This is a genomic window from Pseudomonas abietaniphila, from assembly GCF_900100795.1.
Classification (GTDB): Bacteria; Pseudomonadota; Gammaproteobacteria; order Pseudomonadales; family Pseudomonadaceae; genus Aquipseudomonas; species Aquipseudomonas abietaniphila.
In genome coordinates this window covers 140,896-158,180 of sequence record NZ_FNCO01000008.1, presented here as the reverse complement: position 1 = coordinate 158,180, position 17,285 = coordinate 140,896, and the positions used below count along the sequence as shown (strand labels likewise).

Below are 17,285 nucleotides of genomic sequence, written 5' to 3'. Positions count from 1 at the left end.
CCCTGTCCGGCGCGGCCGAAAACCCGCGCAGACGACACCGCATCCGCCGACTCTCCTATCGGGGCCTGCGCTCGATCTGTCATCAAAAAAGGCGAAAACACGCCCGACAGGCGAAACAGGCCTACAGACAGATGCTTCGTTGAAAACCAGTATTTCTTGACGCTTCGAATGAACGAGGCGGCGGCACTCCGTGCCGTTAAACGTCAAGGAAGACTGTATGAATGACTTACCGCTGTACGAGCAAACCCTCATTTCTTATGACGCCGAGAACGGGGTCCCCATCCCGCAATGGCTGGATCCTGGACTGAAAGCCAGGGACAAGCTGGCCCGTGACGCAGCTGAGCAGCTTGGGAAATACATCAAGCCGAACCTGCTGGACCCGATCAAGTTCATCGAAATCGAAATTAACCGGATCATCCAACAGTCCAGTGCGACTCAAGTGACAAAAAACAGAACCAACGGCGGCACTCTCATTCTGGTCGAGTCCAACCCCAGACGCAGTTCAGGTCCGGGACTGATTGGCGCCGCCGCTCCCCCCACGCGCACCGGCAAATGGTTCGAGCTCCGGGAAATTGCGACCGACCGTTATCGGGCAGCGCTCAAGGGGCAAGACAACATCAAGGTTCGTTGGCCGCTGGACTTTCCCAAGGACCTGATCAACGCGCTTGAAACCGCCAACATGCAGAGGATCTACAGTGACCAGGTCGTCGCACACTTCTCGCACCCGGCCACCGAAGACACCTATCGGCTGCTCGCCGATCAGGCGTTGGTGAGCCGGCTTGCGGATTACGCTGAACTCGACACCACCAGCGAGAACAGCCGAAACCTGATCGCCGCCTACCTGGCCAGCAAAATCAAACTGAAGACCGTGTATTTCCGAGATCAATACGTGGTCACCCAAGCTGCTTGCCTCGAAGCGCCCGACACACTCGCCAACGTGACGCCACGCTCGGCACTGCTCGTGTTTCTTGGCGCGCCGCCCGATCAGGCGATCATGGAGCTGCCTGGAGACGGCGCTGCCCGTAGAGCAGCCATCGAGTCGTCACCCTTGTTGGAAGAGTATGTGTTCATTCGTTTGTCGATTTACGACCGACTGAAAATCGGCACGTTTGACATGAATTACACCGGCATCGAGAAACGGGGAAACAACTACCTGCGCGATCCGTCGCTGACGTTTTATGAGTCCAACGACATTCTTTCCCACCTGTATCACACGAATCAGGAACGCCTGCTTTCAGATATCGACACGCTGGTCTCGACGGATGCTGAACGCACAACCGACCAGTTGTTGGAGATCGCGAACGCAGTGCTGACCGCAGCGGCGATGATCGTACTTACACCGACCATCGGAGCAGGCCTTGTGGCTCGACCACTCGTTTCCTTTCTGTTCAGCATGTGTTCGGTGGGCGTCGAAATCGCCCGAGGACGTCTGGCGGACCACCCCGACGACGCGGAGGAGCACTACAACGCCGCCACAATCGCTGCCCTGACCGAGATAATTCCGCTGCTGTTACCCCAGCTGACGGGCATCGCAGCGAGCCGAGCGACCCGACAGGCAATCACCAGTAACGCCCTCAAACGCTTGCGATTCATCGGCGTCACGCCGCCTGTCTATCGGGACATCCCGAAAATCAGCCGCTACATCATGCCTTCAGAGCTGGGGGCCATGCATCTGAAGCGCCGACTGCTCGAGCGGTTGAGAAAAGGCCCGGAGGCAGCACAAGACATGGTGTACGAATATGCGCGCACCATGAAAAAAACCATCAAGGGGCATGACGTGGTGATCTACCGGGGCCAGGTATTTCGGGGTGACATGCGCCCGCCGGAAATCATCTTCGAAAAAGGCTTCGAACTTCGCACCCCGCTGAAAGATATCCAGGAAGACATTCATCAGATCACAGGGGTAAAGGGCGGTTTTGGTGGCGGCCGAGATGCGCTCGATCCCGACGGCAAGGGCATTTCCACGTCAGCGTTTTATTACCGTGAACACACAGGGGCCTTTGTGTATGGAGGAAAAAAAGGCGGTTACACCTACATCATCGATAACGTCGATGTCGACGGCTACCACCTTTACGCCAACCACCACATGGCCAAGTACCCCAACTCCCGCCCGATCAACCTCAGCCCGACGGAAATCAACTACGGGGAGAACATCCCCGCAGACATGATTCTGGGCGCCTACGACAAATATGACCGATTCATTCCCAACGACTTCGCCATGGAAATGTTTGCAAGGCGCCGAGCGAGTGAAATCGGCGTTCAACTGGCAGAAGCCGCAGCGCGCGCCGCAAAAATTCCGGCGCACATTGACCGCTGAATGACGACGCCAACGCCAGCCCGCGCGGCCCGGCTGCCTCGAGATCAAGCCGGGCGTCAGTGCTGCTCGACGCCCGGGTTCACGATCACGGTGCAGGTGATACCCGCCGCCAACATCATGCTATTCGGTTCGTTAGCCGAGTGAATACGTAGCGGATAGCATCTCCAGAGGCTGCGCTGTGAATGTGTTCACTCAGCTAACGGCGGTGTGAATCGACGCACCTCAGAAAACAAATGCTCCAGCCCTTCGGTCCCCTCAAGGATGACGCACCACGTACCTCCACCCTTTTTTTCAACAACCAACCATGGGTCAGTCACATCTATATATTTGACCCTCCCGAAAATCGGCAAATGCCTCACCGTGTAGACCATCACCTCAGGCACCGGGTCCCAAGACAATCTGAACGGATACTGCCCATCGTCCTCAAGGCGAAAGTTGGTAATTTTCGGTGGAAAGTAGACGGCCGGCGAGCGAACAGGCTGATTTTCAAAATCCAAAGCCGTTACATACCAACGCCCCACTCCATCTTTTTTGACCTCGAGCCTTGGTTCAGTCACGTCATAAGTCGTTGTTCCTTCGGCGCCCTCCCATACCACGGTATATTTTTGGGCGCCGTCGATCTCAGTCCACTGAAATGTAAAAGGATACTGCCCGTAATACTCCAGTTCAAACTTGTAAAACTCAAGAATCGGAGATGAAAAACCGACAGTATCTGAGCGAATCCGCTGCCCGATCACAGTCGCTTCAACATGCCACTTGCCTTGCGCCCCGCGTTCAATTGATACTCGAGGTTGATTAACAATACGGGACTCAACGCGCCCATCCGTTTTCTCCAAAACAACCTCATATTCAGATACCGTCGGCACCGCGTCCCACTCCAATACCAAGGGGTAAGACACGTCTGGAGTGGTTCGGCGGAAGTTGCTGATTTCGGTAGGCACCTCTGGCGTGAATAGAATACTCTCAGAGTACACCCAGCTTCCCGAAACATTAGCTCTCACCGAAAAAAGCCCCCTGTGGTCGCTTTCGATAATCAACGGTGGCTTGGTAACAGCAATGTGTTGAACGCGGTTTTCATAGGTGACCTCAACCTCATAGCCTCCCGCGTGCGACGGAAGAAGGTCCCACGACAATTCGATTGGATAGAAGCCGTCATGAGTCTTGATAGCGAAGTTAGTAAACTTCATGGGAGGAGGATCGATACATCTGTAGCCCTTGAATTTCAGATCATACTTAAGACGGGCTACGCCCGGATAACTCAGCTCAAACTTGGGCGCACCGTAATCTGAACCTGACATATGCAAAATCAAACTTCTCCCCGACGCATTTTCAATCCCCAACACTGCGCCATCTTCTACTGACCCTTGATAGACAGGCAAGTATACATTCGCCACCGCGGCTCGAATGACTACGTAAATACTAGGGGTTTGCAAAGGCGGTATTTCGAAATCATCATCATCATATTCCACAAAAATATTTTGATGCTGACTATAGATTTTAGCCCTAACGAAGTTCGCATGAATACAATAATCAATATACTTCCCCCTCGTCGCCCAATCAGTGTTGATGATGTGAAACTTCTGAATATACGCATTGATTCCAACGACGTCATTGGAGTAAAACCACTCACCAATTTGCCCTTGAAAATCATCAGGAACCCCAAGGCCTGCGAGCTGATGGCACTGAATACTCTCAAGCCCCCCGTCAGGTTTATGCCGGGTAGACGTCGAGTCCATAAATTTCTTCAAATCATCGGTCGATATCCAACCTGTGCCAGCATACTTCTGATCCAGGTCCCAAGTGAAGGTCTCATCGCGTATCACATCATGGTAAGACACCACGACCCGACCGGTCCCTCGCCAAAGTTCCCTCACGTAAAGATTACGCTGATCCTCGCGTATGATCAGGTCGCCAAAATAATCTTTTACAAGCTTCATCAGTTCATGATGAGCTTCATTGGTGAAGTTCTTGAATTGATGAAAATCCAGAATGACAATTTCCCGCTTGGGGTCGCCCTTTGGGAATATTTCATTTCGCCAGTTGGTAACCGCCTGCAATACGTCGCCCCTTACGGTACGACCCGACGGGGCTCCGTGGAAAAGTTGAAATCGCCTAGGATCGTTTACAGAATACCCGGAGAAAAACTGTACCCGTAGGTCAAGCACCCTGATGCCGGACATCAGTTGATACCAGGGAGATCTATCTTGGGTGCTCTCGTTAGACGCAGTATAAGGGGCTTCCTTATCCATGCCTGAATCATGAGTCCCCGGTAGTATCAAATCCACAATCCTCAAATCGCCGGCACCCGCATAATAGCTCATCCACGTGCCACGGTGCTCATTGATGGCGGATATCTCAACGCCCGTGCGCTGATTAGGGTCTTGGGGGTCGGGTGGAATAGTCACCGGCCGCGCAGGAGCGTCACCGCCGAGAGGTACTAGAAAATCGTCCATTTTTTTCTTCCTGAAGTCAGGCACAGTCGCCCTAACTAAAAGTAGATCAACCCCAGGAAAACTAACGGGTACGCGGACGACGGGAGATAAAACCTGGCAAGGAAAAAAATATCTATATCAATGAGTTACCACAACAAAACGTCCGAGCATTTTAATTAGAATTTTTCTCGATAAATCAAATCGCGATTTGCTATAAAGCTTCAAATCGACAAACTCGGGAACAAGGCCGAATTAGATACTTGCGAAACGCGGACATGCACAAGCGTGCGTGTCTATACCCCACTTAAAACAGTCGGTATATCGCCGGCCCAATGGATTCGGCGCCCCGCTTGCAAGCAGAAGCTTACTTTCAGGCGCCGTTTTGACAGGAAGATCGTGCTCCCTCGCCCCTTAGGCACACGTTGCCAGGCTTCACAGCACTGGCGGCCCCATCATCACTGCGGATTAACAATCACAGTGCAGGTGATCCCTGCCGCCAACACAACGCTGTCCGGCACGTGGTCCAGATGGATACGTACGGGCACGCGTTGCGCCAGGCGGACCCAGTTGAACGTCGGGTTGACGTCCGCGATCAGCTCGCGGCTTTCAGGGTTGTCACGGTCGTAAATGGCGCGGGCGATGCTTTCGACGTGGCCTTTCATCACTTCGCCACTCATCAACTGCATGTCGGCTGGGTCGCCGACTTTGACATGGGGCAGTTTGGTTTCTTCAAAGAAGCCATAAACCCAGAACGAGTTCTTGTCGACGACGGCCATCTTCGCCTCGCCTATCCGGGCGTAGTCGCCACGGTGGACATTGAGGTTGGTGACATAACCGTCCACGGCGGCCAGCACCTTGGTGCGTTGCAGGTTCAACTGCGCGGCTTCCAGTTGCGCCACGGCCAACTGGTAATCCGCCTGAGCGGAGTTGGCGACGTTGGAGGCGTCCTCACGGTTCTCGGCGGAAATCACCAGCGCGTCCAGGTCCTTGCGACGGTTCGCGTTGACCTTGCGCATTTCCCAGGTCGCCTTGCGTGACGCCACCATCGCTTCGGCCTGCTTGACCGCCAGTTGGTAGTGTTCGGGGTCGATCTGCATCAACAGATCGCCTTTTTTCACCGGCTGGTTGTCCTTGACCGGCACGTCGATGACCACACCGCTGACGTCCGCCGCGACGTTGATCACGTCCGCGCGCACTCGCCCGTCACGGGTCCAGGGGGTGTCCATGTAGTGGACCCACAGCAAGCGGCCAATCCAGATGGCCAGCGCCAGAATCAATAATGTCGCGATCAGACTGATGAACTTTTTCATCTCGAATTCACATAGGCCTCAACGGTAAACGGTCAGCGCCATCGCGCCAAAAATGCAGCTGAACAGGCTCAGGCGCAGCAACGCCGGGTGCCAGAAAAAACGGTACAGATCGAGCCCGGACATCAAGCGGTCCAGCGCCCAGGCGAGCACCATGGCGACCAGAAACATCACCGTGATGGTCGGCATGTAAACGCCATGGAAGGCGATTTCACGAGGCATGGGAAAGTCCTTGCGGCGGCTCAACGGAAGACTGTGCAGGCGCATAAGCCGCTAACGGCGGTTGCGGGTCCAACAGGCACGTGCGGATGAAATGCAGGTAGCTCTTCACCCGGCGCAGTGCCGAGGTGTCGAAATGCGGGGCGAACGGCTCGTCAGTGTTCTGCACGCAGAAGATCGCATGGTCCACCGCATACAGGCTGCGAGCCAGATTGTGCCGGTCGGGCTGAATGAACAGACGCACCAGTGAGCGGCCCATCGCGCGAATCGCCTGACGCCACGGCTGGGACTCAGCGTAGCTGGGGTGCACCGGCAAGATGGCCTGCTCGCGACGCAGCTCGATGATGGCGTGGCCGATCTCCTGCACCACGAACATCCAGCGCAGCAGGCTGCGCTGGACCACTGGTTGCCCGGCCGCCAGACCGTAGGCTTGATGCACGAGGTCGCGGATGCGGCTTTCGAAGTTCGAGCGCAGCCCGCGCAAGGGTGCGCTGATCGCAAAACTCACCTGTTGACGCAAGTCGTCTTCCAGACGCCGCCACAGCCAGCGACTGTTCGGCGGCAGAATGATCGCGCCCGCCACGGCACACAACAGCATGCCGATGACCATCGCGATGTAGTCGTTGATGAAGGTGTAGGGGTTGTAGACGGTGAGGTTGTCCGGCACCGACCCGATACTGAAAAAGATCAGCAGGCCGATACCGACACCGGCCCACTGCGGCCGTGTCGTGAGAAACGCGCCGAGAGCGAATACCGGGGCCAACACCATGCACAGCAACGGGAAACCGTCGATCAGCGGCAGCACAAAAAACGTTTGAAAGAACCCCAGCACAGCGCCGAGCGCGGTGCCGCAGGCCATCTGGAACGACATCCGTCGCGGGTTGGCGGTGGTGGCCGACAGGGCCACGGTGGCGGCCGACACCAGGGTCATCGTCGCCCCGCTCGGCCAGGCCGTCGCCACCCAGTACACCGACATCACGGCCATCACCACCAGGGCGCGCACCCCGGACGCCAGCGACAGCGTCCAGTTGGTGGTGTTGACGAACGGCTCGACCCACTTCTCCCGCGCATGGCTGTGATCGGCCAGCGAGGCATGGGTCTGGGCATAGTCGTGCATATCGTCGACGAAGCGATAGAGCAATTCGTAGGCGGTGTGGAAGTCCAGCAGCTCGTCGTCACTTGGCGCGCTGTCGACGAATTCGGCACGCAGGTGCCGTACCTGCTCTGGCAGACCCGCCTTGAAGTCGCTCAACCGGCTGGCCAGCTGATTCGCATCGGTGTCGGTCAGGGCACGACCGGCAAAAGGCTCCAACAGCTCGGCCAGCTCGTTCAGCCCCGGCTCGATGGCGTGCACCGACGGGGTCAGGCCGCGACTGCGCAAGCGTTCAAGCAACTGGTGCAAGGCGTTGAAACGCGTGGTGATGGTCATGAACTCGCTGTTCAAGCGGTTCAGGCGTCCATTGCGCCGACGCATGTGCGGGTCTTCGAACACCGTGACGGCACGCAAGCCTTCCAGCCCTACGGCGTCGGCGATGAAGCGCACGTTGCTGGCTTCGAAACGCTGCGGATCGCTGTTGCCGCGCAGGCCGTCGATGGCGAACCGGGCAAAGGTCCCGAAACGCTGGTAGAGCGCGTTACGCATGGCCGCGCCAGTGCTCTGCGGCAAAATCGCGGCAGTCACCAGCGTCGAGCAGAGGATACCCAGGGAAATTTCCAGCAGGCGCCAGACCGCTGCCATGAATGAGGTGTCGGGATGGGCCAGCGCCGGCAGACCGGTGAACGCCGCCGTGTAGCCCGCCAGCACGAACCCGTACGCACGAAAGTTGCGATAACGCGCGGCCCCGGCACAGCAGAACGCGACCCACAGCGACAGAAGCAAGAGAAACGGCTCACTGTCCTGAGGGAACAGCGCCATCATCACCACCATGACCACCGACCCGGCCAGCGTCCCCAGCAGACGATAGAAGCTCTTGGCAAACACGTGGCCGCTTTGAGGTTGCATGACGATGAAGACAGTGATGACGGCCGTGCGCGGCTGCGGCAATTCAAGCCGCATCGCCACCCAATAGGTCACGAACGCCGCTATCAGCACCTTGAAGATGTAGATCCAGGTCACCCCGTCACTGCGCGCCCAGCCGTTGAGTTCGCGACGCCATTCCAGGGATCTGAACCAGGTCAGTGCCGTGTTCATTTCAGTTCAAGACCTGCGGCGACGGGGGGATCGATTCGCGAGCAAGCTCGCTCCCACAGGTTTTGTGTTGGATCGTAAATATCGCAATCGACGCTAAACCATTGTAGGAGCGTGGCTTGTCCCGCGATCGGCCGGGAACCGGTCGTAAAATAGGGCGACTCGGTTGAGTCAGGCACACCGCGCGCGATGATTGCTGCCGGCTCACGGCAGATCGTCCGGATGCGGCCCAGACACAAGCCACGCTCCTACAGATCCGGGCCTGCTTGATCATTTATCAAACACCGTCAACGCAGCCGGGGTCTTCGGCGCGGCGGTCTTGTTGGCCGCTGGCGAATCGTTACCGGTCATCAAGCCACCGCCCAACGCCACCACCAGTTCGGCATGCACCGTCAGACGCGCGGCTTGAACCTGCTGCTGGATCTGCTGCTGATGGAACAACAAGGTCTGCGCGTTGAGCACGTTCAGGTAATCGGTCAGGCCACGCTGGTAGGCGATCATGGCGATGTCATACGTCTTCTGCGCGGCAGCCACCGACTGGTCGGCGAACCCTTGCTGTTTGTTCATCGACTCGCGGCGAATCAACTGATCGGAAATGCTCTTGAGCGCGTTGACCAGCGTCTGGTTGTATTGCGCCACGGCGGCGTCGTAACCGGCAGAGGCCACGCCCAGCTCTGAGCGTAGACGTCCGCCGTCAAAGATCGGCAGCGTGATCGCCGGGCCGACGCTGTAGTTGAATTTCTTGCCGGTCAGAAACTCCAGCATGCCCCCGCCCGTGGCCATGTAACCCAGGCTGCCCATCAAGTCGACGTTGGGGTAGAAACCGGCGTGAGCGACATCGATGCCCCGGGCCTGCGCAGCCACTCGCCAGCGGCTGGCAACCACGTCCGGCCGTTGACCCAGTAATTGCGCTGGCAGCGCGGACGGCAGTTTGAGCGCGGCGTTGAGCGACAGGGTCGGACGCTGCAGGCTGGCGCCCTCACCCGGCCCCTTGCCGGCCAACGCCGCGATCTGGTTGCGGCTCAGGGCAATGGCTTCGTCCAGCGCGTCGATCTGGCGATGGGTTTCGGGCAGCGGCGTTTCGGCCTGACTGACCTCGAAATGCGTGCCGATGCCGCCCTTCAGACGACGTTGCGCAAGGTCAACAATCTGCTGTTGTTGCGCCAGCGTCGCTTCGACGATGTCGCGCTGGGCGTAATTCAGCGACAGCTGAATGTAGGCGCGGACGATGTTGTCCTGCAATTCCAGCTGAGCCTGACGTTCTTCGGCGGCGCTCATGTGCGCCATGTCCAGCGCCTCTTCGGTGTTGTTGCTTTCCCGACCCCAGAGGTCAAGGGAATAGCTCAGGCCGATGGAAGCGTTGTTGTCCCAGGTGCTGGTGTTCGACAGCTCCCCCGGGCCGTAGAACTGGTCGGTTGGCCAGTTATGACGTTTGAGGGTGCTGTCGCCCGTGATGTGCACCGACTCTGCCGACTCGGCGATCCCGGCCATGGCCTTGGCTTGACGCACGCGCGCCGCCGCGATGGCCAGACTCGGGCTGCCGAGTGCGGCGAGCTCGATCCAGTGATTGAGTTGATCGTCACCATAAGCGCGCCACCATTGACCGTCGGGCCAGTGGGCATCTTTCGCCGCCGCTTTGATCGCGTCATCGGTGGCCAGGTTGTCGGGCGACAACGAGGTCCCTTGAGGGGCAATACCGCCGGTTCCAATGCAGCCGCTGATGAGTAACGTTAAAGCCCAGACACTGAGGGGCTTAAGCCCTCTGAGGATGCGACGCGACACAGCTGCAATTACCTGAATGAAAGGGGAGTGGAACGAGCGGCGATTCTAGGATGCGGCTTGTGCGGCGATAAGCCGGGACTTGTGTGAATCTTTGTTACCGAACCGAAGATAATCCTTTGGTATGGCTGACATGGATCAGCAACTTCATGTCACAATTTGCTATCTCACCAGAGAACGGCCAATGGACACTCTGCAAAACATGCGCGCCTTCAGTTGCGTGGCACAAGCAGGCAGCTTCACGGCTGCCGCGGCTCAGCTGGACACCACCACCGCCAACGTTTCGCGCGCTGTCTCAAACCTGGAAGCACACCTGCAAACCCGACTCCTGAATCGCACCACGCGACGCATTGCCCTGACCGAAGCCGGCAAGCGTTATTTGCTGCGCTGCGAGCAGATTCTGGGTTACGTCGAAGAAGCCGAAGCCGAAGCCAGCGACGCCCACGCGCGCCCGGCGGGCCAGTTGAAGGTGCATTCGATGACAGGCGTTGGACAGCATTACGTGATCGACGCGATTGCGCGCTATCGACGCAATCACCCGGACGTGTCGTTCGACCTGACCATGACCAACCGCGTGCCCGACCTGCTTGAAGAGGGTTACGACGTGTCGATCGTGCTGGCCAGCGAACTGCCGGACTCGGGATTCGTGTCCCAGCGCCTTGGCATCACCTACAGCATCGTCTGCGCCTCCCCCGCCTACATCAAGGCGTTTGGCATGGCCTACAAACCGGCGGACCTGCTCAATCATGCCTGTCTGCGCCTGGTCAGCCCGGTGTTCCCCCTGGAGAAGTGGGCGTTCGACGGCCCCGAAGGCCAGGAAACCGTGACCATTGCCAGCTCGCCGTTCCTGGTGAACTCGGCAGACGCCATGAAAGCGGCCATCAGCAGCGGCATGGGCATCGGCATCCTGCCGATCTATTCGGCCATCGAAGGCCTGCGCAACGGCTCGCTGGTTCGCGTGCTGCCGCAGTACCGTTCCCATGAGCTGAACCTGTACGCGATCTACCCGTCGCGCCAGTACCTGGATGCGAAGATCAAGACGTGGGTCGAATACCTGCGTGGCTCCTTGCCGGAAATCATGGCGGCGCATGAGGCGGATTTGCAGACGCACGTGTTGCCGGAGACGGTGTAGCAGAAACGCCGCGCACCTGTAAGAGCGCGCTTGCCCGCGATGAGTCCGGTACATCCGACACATTCCCATCGCCCGATCCATTGCAATCGCGGGCAAGCGCGCTCCTACAAAAACGGGGTGCCCTATCTCCCCCTCGCCAATCAAACAACAAGAATGTTAGCGTGCTACGCACTTCCCATCTGAACCGCCCGAGAGAAGCTATCCGATGAAAAAGACCGTCCTTGCCTTCAGCCGCGTGTCCCCGGAAATGGCCGAGCGCCTGCAGCAAGACTTCAACGTGATCATCCCGGACCCGAAAAAGGGTGATCTGAACGAGCAGTTCAATGAAGCCCTGCCGCACAGCCACGGCATGATCGGCGCTGGCCGCAAGCTGGGCCGCGAGCAGCTGGAAAGCGCGAAACAGCTGGAAGTGGTGTCGAGCATCTCGGTCGGTTACGACAACTACGACGTCGGTTACCTCACCGAACGCGGCATCATGCTGACCAACACTCCGGACGTGCTGACCGAAAGCACCGCCGACCTGGGTTTCTCGCTGATCATGAGCAGCGCCCGCCGCGTCGCCGAGCTGGACGCCTACACCAAGGCTGGCAACTGGAAGCGCAGCATCGAGGCGCCGCACTTCGGCACGGACGTCTACGGCAAGACGCTGGGCATCGTCGGCATGGGCAACATTGGCGCCGCCGTTGCACGCCGGGGTCGTCTGGGCTTCAACATGCCGATCCTGTACAGCGGCAACAGCCGCAAGACCGCCGTGGAGCAGGAACTGGGCGCGCAATTTCGTACGCTGGATCAATTGCTGGCCGAGTCCGACTTCGTGTGTCTGGTGGTGCCGCTCAGCGAGAAAACCAAACATCTGATCAGCACTCGCGAACTGTCGCTGATGAAGAAAGGCGCCATTCTGGTGAACATCGCCCGCGGTCCGATCGTCGACGAACCGGCGCTGATCGAAGCGCTGAAAAACGGCACCATTCGTGGCGCAGGTCTGGACGTTTATGAGAAAGAGCCGCTGCCTGAATCGCCGCTGTTCCAGCTGAGCAACGCGGTGACCCTGCCGCACATCGGCTCCGCGACCCACGAAACCCGCCAGGCCATGGCCGACCGTGCGTACGACAACCTGCGTGCCGCGCTGTTGGGTGAGAAGCCACAGGATCTGGTGAATGCACAGGTGTGGAAGGGCTGAAGGTTTTCAGCGCCTGATCCGACGATTCGCGGGCAAGCGCGCTCCTACACTGGAACGCGTTGATGATGATCGTTTCCGCAGTCCCCGGGGAATGCCGCCCGGGACGCTCTGCGTCCAGTTGCGGCCAGGCTGACGCGGTGCGTCAGTGCATGCATGCCCACGCGGAGCGTGGGCACGATCAACCGTTTCAAGCCAGTTTCGCCGCCACTGGCGCCACCACCTTCGGCTTCCTGAACACCAGCACATTCCCCACCATCACCAACACCAGTCCCATCAACGCGGGCACGGTCCATTGGTAACCCTCGGCGTACGCCGATACGTTCAGCGCCACCACCGGGAACAGCACCGTGCAGTACGCCGCACGTTCTGGGCCCATGCGTCCGACCAGGGTCAGGTAGGCCGTGAAGCCAATGACCGACCCTGGAATCACCAGGTACAGCAGCGAGCCGATGTAACGCGTGTTCCATTCAAAGCCGAACGGCGTGCCACTCACCAGGCAGTAGATGCAGAGCATCGTGGCGCCATACAACATGCCGTAGGCGTTGGTGGTCAGCGGACGCAGGCCCGCTTTCTGTTGCAGGCTGGAAAGCATGTTGCCCGCCGAGAAGCACAGCGTGCCGAGCAACGCCAATCCAAGGCCGATCAGCGTCTCGTGGCTTGCGCTGTGCCCGGACAGCTCAGGCCAGAACAGGCAGGCAAGGCCAATGAGGCCCAAGGCCCCTCCGGCCAGCACATTGCGCGCGATCCTCTGTTTGAAGAACACCCGCGCATTGAGCGCGTTCCACAAGGTCGAGGTTGAAAACACCACGGCAACCAGGCCGCTGGGGATCCATTGGCTGGCGTGCAGGAAGCACATGAAGTTGACGCAGAACAGACACACCCCCTGCGCAAGGCAGATCAACTGGCCACGACGATTGACCTTTTGCAGCTTGCCGCTGACCAGCAACATCGCGAACAGGATCAACGCGGCAAGGCCGAAGCGGTAAACGATCGACACCGGAATCGCCACCTCGCCCAGTTGCAGTTTCAGGGCGATCCAGGTCGTACCCCAGATCAACACAGTCAGCAGATACAGCGAGATGTTCATGACAGGCTCCTCATTGAGGCCTCAGTCTGCGTATCAGCCTCGGTCGCCACTTGCAAAAACTTGCGCATTTGATCGCCGGACGGCTGGCAGCGCAGGCGCTACGGAGTAGGATGCGAGCCGTAGAGGAGCCGCCATGTCGTCACTGGACACCATCCAAGTCTTTCAAGCCCTGAACAGCTCGCCTCACGCGCAGCTGGAGCAGAGTGCATCGCTGGGTGACGGTGTGGTCGCGGCGTTGTGGAACAACCGACACGACGCGCAGGACTATCACGGCCCCAGCCATCACACCCTGTCCTGCTACATTTCGGGCGGCACGCAGACGTATCGCCGCGACCAGCCCGACAAGAAAGGCGCGCCAGGCAAGCTCTGCGTGCTGCCCGCCGGGCATCAGTCGTCGTGGGTGGTCAACGGTGACCTCAGGCTCGCGCACCTGTACATCAATCCGGAGCAGTTCGCCCTCAACTGCGTCACCCTGCTTGACCGTGAGCCCCGGGAAATGATGCTGCGGGAAAACACCTTTATCGATGATCCGCAGCAAGCCGAGCGTTTCCATCGCCTGATCAGCATGAACTGGAGCGAGCCCGGCGAGCGTCTGTTGACCAGCAGCCTGGCCCACGAACTGCTCGATCACATGATCCTGAGTCAGGTTGGCCTGCGTGACGGTCTGCGCTTGAAAGGCGGACTGGCGCCACATCTGCGCCGACAACTGGTGGCGTTCATCGAACAGAATCTGGCGGAGCCGCTGAGCCTGGGGCAACTGGCGAGGATGTGCGCGCTGTCGGAATATCACTTTGCGCGTATGTTCCGCGAAAGCTTCGGCCTGCCGCCCCATCAATACTTGCTCGCCCGCCGCCTGAATCGCGCCCGGGAGTTGCTGCGCAGCACCCGTCTGCCGTTTGGACACATTGCCCTGGAGTGCGGATTCGCCAGCGCCAGCCATTTCAGCAATCGCTTCAGGCAAGCAATGGGCGCGACGGCCGGGGAATACCGGGCGGCGTTTCAGTCATGAATGTCATGGAAGGACACGGTTCATCCTGTGGGAGCGAATTCATTCGCGATGAGGGGGTACAGTCGGCACAGCTCTATCGCCTGGAAAGTTTTCGCGAATGAATTCGCTCCCACAGAGGTCGCGCTCAGCCCGCCACACCTTCAAACGCCCAACAGCAAGCATCAGGCAGCAGAACGTTTAAAACTCCAGCGTCGTCGCCACGATTACTTGCCTCGAATCCCCCACCGACACGAAATAACGGCTCACTGCCGAGCTGTAGTAGGTGCGATCGAACAGGTTCTTCACGTTGAGCTGAACCTTCACGTTCTGGCCGTCCAGCTTCGTTTCATAGGTCGCGAAGGCATCGGCGACGGTGTAACCCGGCAGGTCGAAATCGTTGTCCGGGTCGCCTGCGCGCTCACCCACATAATGAGCGCCCGCCCCCGCGCGCAATCGGTCAGAACCCAGCACCGCGCCGAAGTCATACACCGCTGACAGCGAACCGCTGTGCCGGGGTACATTCTGCAGCCGATTGCCCTTGAGCGTCGGGTCTTGCACCACCCAGGCATCGGTGAAGGCGTAGCTGCCGATCAGGCTCCAGCGTTCCGACAGCTGCCCGCTCAGGTCCAGTTCTGCGCCGCGCGAACGCACGTCACCTGCGGTTGTGTAGACCGTATTGGCCGTGAGCGAATCGAAGTTGGCGACCAGTACGTTGCGCTTTTTGATGTCGAACAACGCCAGCGTCCCGCTGATTCGATCGTCCACATCCCATTTGGCGCCGAGCTCCCAGGCTTTCGATTCTTCCGGCAAGGTGGCCGAATCCAGCACCGTCCCACCCGCCAGCGTCGCGATGGTGGAATTGGGTTTGAACGACTCGGTGTAACTGCCGTAGAACGACAGTTCATTGGTGTAGCGGTACACCAGCCCGGCGCGGGGAATCCATTTTTCACCGTTCAGGTCGGTGTTGCGCGTGAACGGAATGCCTTTACCCGCCTGCTGATCGAACCTCTCATAACGCCCACCGACGACCGCTATCCATTGATCGGTCAGGTGAACCGAGTCCTGAATGAACACGGAGTCGGTGCGCAGGATGTCCAGTTGGTTGCTGTCCGGTGCGCTGACCTGCGTGCCCTCCACTTCCTGGCCATACACCGGGTCTACGTAACTGAAGGTGGTCAGGCTTTTTTGCCGAATCAGTTCGCCGCGATAGATCTTGCGGTACTCGTCGTCAAACCCGACCAGCAGATCGTGCTGAATCCCTGCGACACCGACGTGACCGGCCAGGGTCAAGGTGGTGAAGCGGTCGGTGCTCAACGAATCGCGGGTGCCGTCCATGGAACGGGTCAGCGTGCCATTGGCCGGGTTCACTGCAGTCACGCGCACCTGACTGGCGTCGTAGGTTTCACGGTTGTAGCTGTAGCCCAGATGGCCTTTCCAATTGTCGTCGAACGCGTGATCGGCCTCGAGCCGATAAAGGTCCGAGCGACCTTCCATGTTGTTGAAAGGCTCGTCCAGGCGACGGGTCGCGGGGATGTTCAACGGGTGGTTGGTGCGGGGATCAATGGCCGTTCCACGGTCGAAAGGCGACAGGAATTCTCGGTGCTCATAGGCCGCCAGCACCTGGGTGCTGTCGCCGAACCAGGCCAGCGAAGGGGCGACCAGTGTTTCACGGTGCACGCCGTAGTTACGCCAGTACTCTTCGTCCTCATGATCGAGAACCATGCGATACGCCAGTGCTGAATCGCCGAGCGCGCCGGTGCTGTCCAGCGTTGCACCTCCGCCATTCTTACCCGATTCATAGCGGGAGCCGCGCGCGGTCAACGCGTTGTACGCCTGCCGTTCAGGGCGTTTGCTGACGACGTTGATCACCCCGCCCGGGTCCTGAATGCCGTACAGCACCGATGCCGGCCCCTTGAGCACTTCAACCCGCTCAGCCGTGGCATTGAGGTTGCGCCCCTGCACAACGGGCATTGCGTCACGCATGATCGAGCCGTCGCGGTTGTCGCCAAAACCGCGCTTCATCAGGGTGTCCTGCGTACTGCCCAACGTGTTGCCCTGAGTCACGCCGCTGATGGCAGTGAGGGCATCGTCGAGGTTGCGCGGCGCTTGATCGCGCAGCACCTGAGCCGGAACCACGCTGACGGCTTGCGGGTTTTCCAGTCGAGGCGTGGAGGAGCGCATCACCGAGGCCGTGACGGGCAGCTGGTAAGTCGGCGGCGCAGTGCGCGGCGAGTCGATCTGCGTCACCCCTAGCGTGATCGCCCCTTCGCTCGATGCGGATTCAAGGGTAAACGTGGTGTCGGTGGCGCGTCGAAACCTCAGACCGGACGTGCCCAGCAGCCGCTTCAGTGCCTGTTCGGCGGTCAGCGATCCACTGACCGCCGGCGCATCGATGCTGTACGGCGTGTCCTGGGTGTAAATCACGCCCTGTCCGGTTACCCGACTGAAATCGCTGAGGGCCTGAGGCAGAGGTTTGGCGGGAATCGAAAAGTCATAGGCAGGCTCCGCCCCCTGGGCGCACACGCTCCAGACAGTCAGCATGGAAATTCCGAACCAGACCTTCAATCTGCAAACCTCGAGATTCGCCCCCGAAAATCTATCGGCGGACACGATTCCCGCAGGAGCCGGCTTGCTGGCGAAAGCGTCAGATCAGTTC

11 protein-coding genes are annotated in these 17,285 nt (G+C 59.1%); 4 read left to right on the top strand and 7 right to left on the bottom strand.

Annotated elements, in window-relative coordinates; genetic code table 11:
• Window positions 1-217: 217 nt before the first annotated feature.
• Window positions 218-2,317 (top strand): hypothetical protein, encoded by a 2,100-nt coding sequence (locus BLS87_RS16950; protein ID WP_074753678.1) that lies wholly within the window; start codon window positions 218-220, stop codon window positions 2,315-2,317.
• 188 nt (window positions 2,318-2,505) lie between these two features.
• Here BLS87_RS16950 and BLS87_RS16945 read toward each other — a convergent pair whose 3' ends face one another.
• The 5 genes from BLS87_RS16945 to BLS87_RS16925 all read right to left on the bottom strand — a co-directional run bounded on the left by BLS87_RS16945 (window position 2,506) and on the right by BLS87_RS16925 (window position 10,245).
• Window positions 2,506-4,770 carry a PI-PLC domain-containing protein gene (locus tag BLS87_RS16945; RefSeq protein WP_074753676.1) on the bottom strand — a complete coding sequence of 755 codons (2,265 nt, stop codon included), beginning with the start codon at window positions 4,768-4,770 and terminating at the stop codon, window positions 2,506-2,508.
• 434 nt (window positions 4,771-5,204) lie between these two features.
• The gene (locus tag BLS87_RS16940) at window positions 5,205-6,059 is read right to left on the bottom strand and encodes an efflux RND transporter periplasmic adaptor subunit (RefSeq protein ID WP_074753675.1); all 855 of its coding nucleotides are present in this window, start codon (window positions 6,057-6,059) and stop codon (window positions 5,205-5,207) included.
• Between the two features lie 18 nt (window positions 6,060-6,077).
• Window positions 6,078-6,278: a DUF1656 domain-containing protein gene (locus tag BLS87_RS16935; protein ID WP_074753673.1), complete on the bottom strand. Its 201-nt coding sequence runs from the start codon at window positions 6,276-6,278 to the stop codon at window positions 6,078-6,080.
• Window positions 6,268-8,466: an FUSC family protein gene (locus BLS87_RS16930; protein WP_074753671.1), complete on the bottom strand. Its 2,199-nt coding sequence runs from the start codon at window positions 8,464-8,466 to the stop codon at window positions 6,268-6,270. Before BLS87_RS16930 ends, BLS87_RS16935 begins: the two co-directional genes overlap by 11 nt.
• A 267-nt stretch (window positions 8,467-8,733) precedes the next feature.
• On the bottom strand, window positions 8,734-10,245 hold the full coding sequence (locus tag BLS87_RS16925; RefSeq protein ID WP_074753669.1) for an efflux transporter outer membrane subunit: 1,512 nt from the start codon (window positions 10,243-10,245) through the stop codon (window positions 8,734-8,736).
• A gap of 181 nt (window positions 10,246-10,426) precedes the next feature.
• Between BLS87_RS16925 and BLS87_RS16920 the strand changes: the two genes are divergently transcribed.
• Together BLS87_RS16920 and BLS87_RS16915 are read left to right on the top strand one after the other, a co-directional pair.
• Entirely contained in the window at window positions 10,427-11,374 is a 948-nt protein-coding gene (locus tag BLS87_RS16920; RefSeq protein WP_074753667.1) for a LysR family transcriptional regulator, read from the top strand.
• Between the two features lie 205 nt (window positions 11,375-11,579).
• A complete protein-coding gene (locus tag BLS87_RS16915) occupies window positions 11,580-12,554 on the top strand; it encodes a 2-hydroxyacid dehydrogenase (protein ID WP_074753665.1) in 975 nt (324 codons plus the stop codon).
• A gap of 187 nt (window positions 12,555-12,741) precedes the next feature.
• Here BLS87_RS16915 and BLS87_RS16910 read toward each other — a convergent pair whose 3' ends face one another.
• A complete protein-coding gene (locus BLS87_RS16910; protein WP_074753663.1) occupies window positions 12,742-13,641 on the bottom strand; it encodes a DMT family transporter in 900 nt (299 codons plus the stop codon).
• Window positions 13,642-13,774: 133 nt separating this feature from the next.
• Between BLS87_RS16910 and BLS87_RS16905 the strand changes: the two genes are divergently transcribed.
• On the top strand, window positions 13,775-14,650 hold the full coding sequence (locus BLS87_RS16905) for a helix-turn-helix domain-containing protein (RefSeq protein ID WP_074753661.1): 876 nt from the start codon (window positions 13,775-13,777) through the stop codon (window positions 14,648-14,650).
• Between the two features lie 177 nt (window positions 14,651-14,827).
• Here the strand turns inward: BLS87_RS16905 and BLS87_RS16900 are convergent, their stop codons facing one another.
• Complete coding sequence (locus tag BLS87_RS16900; protein ID WP_074753659.1) at window positions 14,828-17,170, bottom strand: TonB-dependent siderophore receptor; 2,343 nt, start codon at window positions 17,168-17,170, stop codon at window positions 14,828-14,830.
• Between the last annotated feature and the right edge of the window lie 115 nt (window positions 17,171-17,285).

Excerpts from the sequence above, each read along its gene's own strand:
- BLS87_RS16950 (WP_074753678.1), top strand. The coding sequence starts at position 218 with ATGAATGACTTACCGCTGTACGAGCAAACCCTCATTTCTTATGACGCC.
- BLS87_RS16940 (WP_074753675.1), bottom strand. The coding sequence starts at position 6,059 with ATGAAAAAGTTCATCAGTCTGATCGCGACATTATTGATTCTGGCGCTG.
- BLS87_RS16945 (WP_074753676.1), bottom strand. The coding sequence starts at position 4,770 with ATGGACGATTTTCTAGTACCTCTCGGCGGTGACGCTCCTGCGCGGCCG.
- BLS87_RS16910 (WP_074753663.1), bottom strand. The coding sequence starts at position 13,641 with ATGAACATCTCGCTGTATCTGCTGACTGTGTTGATCTGGGGTACGACC.
- BLS87_RS16930 (WP_074753671.1), bottom strand. The coding sequence starts at position 8,466 with ATGAACACGGCACTGACCTGGTTCAGATCCCTGGAATGGCGTCGCGAA.
- BLS87_RS16900 (WP_074753659.1), bottom strand. The coding sequence starts at position 17,170 with ATGCTGACTGTCTGGAGCGTGTGCGCCCAGGGGGCGGAGCCTGCCTAT.
- BLS87_RS16920 (WP_074753667.1), top strand. The coding sequence starts at position 10,427 with ATGGACACTCTGCAAAACATGCGCGCCTTCAGTTGCGTGGCACAAGCA.
- BLS87_RS16935 (WP_074753673.1), bottom strand. The coding sequence starts at position 6,278 with ATGCCTCGTGAAATCGCCTTCCATGGCGTTTACATGCCGACCATCACG.
- BLS87_RS16905 (WP_074753661.1), top strand. The coding sequence starts at position 13,775 with ATGTCGTCACTGGACACCATCCAAGTCTTTCAAGCCCTGAACAGCTCG.
- BLS87_RS16915 (WP_074753665.1), top strand. The coding sequence starts at position 11,580 with ATGAAAAAGACCGTCCTTGCCTTCAGCCGCGTGTCCCCGGAAATGGCC.